Source organism: Chimaeribacter arupi, from assembly GCF_002858805.1.
Taxonomy (GTDB): Bacteria; Pseudomonadota; Gammaproteobacteria; order Enterobacterales; family Enterobacteriaceae; genus Chimaeribacter; species Chimaeribacter arupi.
Genome location: NZ_PJZI01000067.1, coordinates 1 through 4,635, shown reverse-complemented (window position 1 = coordinate 4,635; position 4,635 = coordinate 1). Strand labels below are relative to the sequence as shown.

Annotated in this window: 4 protein-coding genes; 2 read left to right on the top strand and 2 right to left on the bottom strand. The window is 51.1% G+C overall.

The annotated features are described in order from the left end of the window. Positions 1-623, bottom strand: a 623-nt coding sequence (locus CYR52_RS21955; RefSeq protein WP_101829435.1) for an endonuclease/exonuclease/phosphatase family protein, incomplete at its 3' end; no start/stop codon positions are given. 217 nt (positions 624-840) lie between these two features. Beyond that, positions 841-2,022, bottom strand: coding sequence for an MFS transporter (locus CYR52_RS21950; RefSeq protein WP_072930073.1), 1,182 nt, complete (start codon positions 2,020-2,022; stop codon positions 841-843). Between the two features lie 103 nt (positions 2,023-2,125). Between CYR52_RS21950 and yafC the strand changes: the two genes are divergently transcribed. Together yafC and CYR52_RS21940 are read left to right on the top strand one after the other, a co-directional pair. Beyond that, positions 2,126-3,037 carry a DNA-binding transcriptional regulator YafC gene (gene yafC / locus CYR52_RS21945; RefSeq protein ID WP_072930071.1) on the top strand — a complete coding sequence of 304 codons (912 nt, stop codon included), beginning with the start codon at positions 2,126-2,128 and terminating at the stop codon, positions 3,035-3,037. Positions 3,038-3,211: 174 nt separating this feature from the next. Then, complete coding sequence (locus CYR52_RS21940; protein ID WP_101829434.1) at positions 3,212-4,378, top strand: oligogalacturonate lyase family protein; 1,167 nt, start codon at positions 3,212-3,214, stop codon at positions 4,376-4,378. The last annotated feature ends 257 nt before the right edge of the window (positions 4,379-4,635 follow it).

Genomic DNA, 4,635 nt, shown 5'->3' with positions numbered 1-4,635 from the left:
GAACGGCGGGCAAAGGTAAACAGCGCATTCATGCGTTGACGGCTCCAGGCGTTAAAGTCGCCCGCCATAATCACCGGCCCGGCGTGGGACGCCATCTGTTCCCCAATCGGATCAAGCTGCTTACTGTAAACATCCACCCCCAGGCTGAAGTTCACCGCGTGGATATTCACCACCATCACCAGCTCCCCGTTTGTCAGCGGATAGACCGTCACCAGCGCTGATTTGGATAACCGCAGCAGGGGCTCACGCTCCCGTAACGGGCAGCAATAGACCGGGTGCGCCGCGGCCAGCGTCATCACCCCAGACGGGTGCTGCGGCAATACAATCGCCGGTACCTGATCTGCGGCCAGATAGTGTGAGGTCGCAAATTTAATCAGCTCTGGTGTCGTCTGGGCTTCCTGCAACAGGACCAGCTGCGCATCTTTACCAAAATTTTTCAGCACTGAAAGCCATTCAGCCCGCTGCTGCTTAAAGATATTCCATACCATGACACGCAGAACCTCTGAGTTCGGCAACGCCTCACCAGGCGGCAAGGCCTGCCCCAATTGCGCTACCGCACCAGGAAAGATTCGCTCAACTGGTTGTCCGGCAACATATCTCATCGCATATGTCTTCTTCGGCACGCTGAAGCCTTCTCCCTTGTGTTATGAGGCTGCTGGTCTGACAGCCATGCCAGCAACATAAGAATGAGTATACGCGCAGAGTAAGCATAGGAAAAATCAGTTTCAGGCATGGATGCGCCTCGTTGGGGAAGCGCATCGCAAGGAAGTATTGCAGGGTAGCAGAGGTCACACCGTTACGGTTTACCGATACCCGACGGCGAACAGAGACGGGGAGCTATCAGGCGGCAGGCAGTACCGCAGGCTTTTTTCTGTCCAGATAACCGCTGAGGCTGACCAGCAACAGCGCAGCCAGCACGATCACGCCGCCGATCCAAGGTGTTTGCGCCAGCCCTAACCTGGCAACCGTCTGCCCGCCAATGGATGACCCTAACGCAATGCCCGCATTGAAGGCCGCAATATTCAGCCCGGAAGCAATATCAACCGCGTCAGGTGCATAGTGCTCTGCTTTTTGCACCACATACACTTGCAGTGCCGGCACATTACCAAAGGCGAAGATGCCCATCACCAGCAGCGTCATTAACGCAGGTATGCTGTAGCTGGCTGTAAACTGGAAAACCAATAGCAGTATTCCCAGCGCACCAAAAATCAGGGTTAATGCACGCACAGCGCCATGACGGTCTGCCAGCTTCCCTCCCCAGATATTGCCGATGGCGACTGAGATGCCATAGGCCAATAAAATCCAGCTCACGGCCGGGGCAGAAAACCCTGCCTGCTGCTGCATCATGGGTGCCAGGAAGGTAAAGGTGGTAAATACGCCGCCATATCCCAGCGCTGTGATGGCATAAATCAATAACAGATGAGGATTGGTCAGGACGCGCATCTGCTGCCTGAGTGGGACAGAGGGGCTGTTTTTAATCGTCCCAGGCAACAGGAACAGGCTGGCTAACATGGCGATGAGGCCAATAAACGACACCGCCAGAAACGCTTCCCGCCAACCAACATGCTGGCCGATAAATGTCCCTAACGGCACCCCCGTGACGAGTGCGATGGTCAGCCCACCAAACATCATGGCGATAGCAGAAGCCGCTTTTTCTTTGGATACCAGGCTGGTCGCAATGGTTGAGCCTATAGAGAAGAAGACGCCGTGAGACAGCCCGGTCACTAACCGCGCGGCGACTAATGTCATATAATCAGGCGCCCGCCACGCCAACAAATTTCCCAGCGTAAACAGCAGCATTAAACTGACCAGCAACATTTTTCGCGGCACCCGGCTGGTTAAGGCCGTCAGCACCGGGGCACCTACCGCGACACCTAAAGCGTAAATAGAGACCAGTAATCCGGCTGAAGGCACGGTGACCTGTAATTGCCCGGCAATCGTCGGGATCAGCCCGACAATAACAAACTCTGTTGTTCCTATGGCAAAAGCACTGATCGTCAGCGCCAATAACGCAATCGGCATAATAAGCTCCAGATAATGTTCAGATAATGGCGGCCATTATCTGGCTATGCTTAAATGACTTAAATCACCGAAATAGCAATTGTTTCTTGCATGGATAACAACAATGCGCGCAACGTCAGATGAACTTATGACTTTTGTCACCGTCGTAGAATGCGGCAGTTTCAGCAAAGCGGCCGCTCAGCTTGAGCAGGATAATTCGGTAGTCAGCCGTATGGTAAAACGCCTTGAACAAAAGCTGGGGGTGACGTTACTCAACCGTACGACCCGCCAGATCAGCCTGACACATGAAGGAGAGATCTATTTCCGGCGGGTACAGCGGGTATTACATGAAATGGCCGCCGCAGAAAATGAGCTGCTGGATAACCGTGAAGCTCCACAGGGACTGCTGCGGGTTGATGCGGCTACCCCTGTTATCCTGCATATGGTGACGCCTTTAGTCAGCGCTTTTACCCAACGCTATCCTCAGATTGAATTATCTCTGGTGGCCTCTGAAAGTTATATCAATCTGATTGAACGCAAAGTCGATATTGCCATCCGCTTCGGTGAACTCGGTGATTCCAGTTTGCGGGCCAGGAAATTGATGGTGTCTTATCGCCGTATTATTGCGTCACCTGATTATCTCATGCGTCATGGAATGCCCATGACACCAGATGATTTGCTGCAGCATCATTGCCTGGGTTTTAATGAAGTGATTGCGCTTAATCGCTGGCCGCTGCTGTATCGGGATGGGCAGCAAGTTGAAGTAACCCCTTCGATGACCGCCAATAACGGCGAGACGTTACGCCAGTTAGCCCTGCATGGTAATGGTGTTGCCTGTCTCTCTGATTACCTGATCCAGGATGATCTTAATCACGGGCGGCTTGTCGAGATCTTACAGGATCATTTGCTGCAGGTTGCGATCCCGATCCATGCAGTCTATTACAGCGATCAATCAGTCAGCAGCCGCATCCGCTGTTTTATCGATTTTTTGGCTGAACACCTGCCCTCACGCATAGGCCAGGCCATGCGTGATTAAAAGGGTAAACCTGCATAAAATTTTGTGAGCAATTTAACAGACTCACGCTTGCCTGCTCCCAAGCGTAAAATAACCCAGTATCATCGCCTTAACATTGAAACGATGTTTCAAAAATACAAACATCGAACTGATGCAGTTACGTCATGTGCTGACTGCTAAATAAGGAGATGTACTGTGGCTAAAGGTTCTCGTATTACCCTTGATTTCCATACCTATCGCGATGCCGGCACAGGTGCAGAAGTAACACGCCTGACGCCGCCTGATGTACTTTGTCATCGTAACTATTTCTACCAAAAATGTTTTAATCAGACCGGTGACAAGCTGTTATTTGCAGGCGAGTTCGATGGAAACCGGAACTATTATTTGATGGATCTGACCACTCAGCAGGCTGTTCAATTAACTGAAGGGCCTGGCGATAATACATTTGGTGGTTTTTTATCTCAGGACGACCGTTACCTTTATTACGTAAAAAATGAGCGTCATCTCCAACGGGTCGAGTTGGCTAATTTCCATGAAGAAACGGTTTATGAAGTGCCTGAACAGTGGGTCGGTTACGGTACCTGGGTGGCGAACAGTGAATGCACCAGTCTGGTCGGCATTGAAATCGATCGTAATGACTGGATGCCGCTCACTGACTGGAAAGTATTCCATACCTTCTTTACCCGCAAACCGCATTGCCGGTTGCTGCGCATCGATCTTAACAGCGGCCAGTCACGCGTCATTCATGAAAATAACCTCTGGCTGGGGCACCCGATCTACAGGCCCTATCATGATGACACTGTCGCATTTTGTCATGAAGGCCCGCATGATTTGGTTGATGCGCGGATGTGGCTGGTGAATGAAGATGGGACGAACGTACGTAAAGTAAAAGAACATGCCGAAGGAGAGAGCTGCACGCACGAGTTTTGGGTGCCGGATGGTTCTGCGCTCATTTATGTCTCATACCTGAAAAATCAGGCAGATCGGCAAATTTGGCGCTATGACCCTGACCGCATTCATAATGAGGTCATCATGACTATGCCGGCTTGCTCCCATCTTATGAGTAATGAGACAGGCACACTGTTAGTCGGGGATGGATCAGGTACGCCGGTAGATGTGCAGGATGCCAGTGGATACACAATTGAAAATGATCCCTGGCTCTATGTGTTTGATGTAAATAAAAAACAGTATGCACGTGTAGCGGCTCATCATAGTTCATGGCAAGTTCTGGATGGCGATCGCCAGGTGACTCACCCCCACCCCTCTTTTACACCTGACGACAAAAAAATCCTGTTTAGTTCTGATTTTGAAGGTAAGCCTGCCATTTATCTGGCCACATTACCCAATGATCTTTTTAATTAAGGATACTGAACCGGCATTTTCAGGCTACATAAGGTTGAGTTTGCCGGTTGAGATCCATCGCGGCTGAAAAAGAAGGGTACAGATTGGTGAAAGAGAGAGGATGTTATCAGCCCATATTGGGGAAAAAGGACTCCCAAAATGCAAAAAGCCCTGAGCTGATGCTCAGGGCTTATGCAATAAGTGGCGGTGCGGACGGGACTCGAACCCGCGACCCCCGGCGTGACAGGCCGGTATTCTAACCGACTGAACTACCGCAC

Coding starts and splice junctions, on each gene's coding strand:
- yafC (WP_072930071.1), top strand. CDS start 2,126: ATGCGCGCAACGTCAGATGAACTTATGACTTTTGTCACCGTCGTAGAA.
- CYR52_RS21950 (WP_072930073.1), bottom strand. CDS start 2,022: ATGCCGATTGCGTTATTGGCGCTGACGATCAGTGCTTTTGCCATAGGA.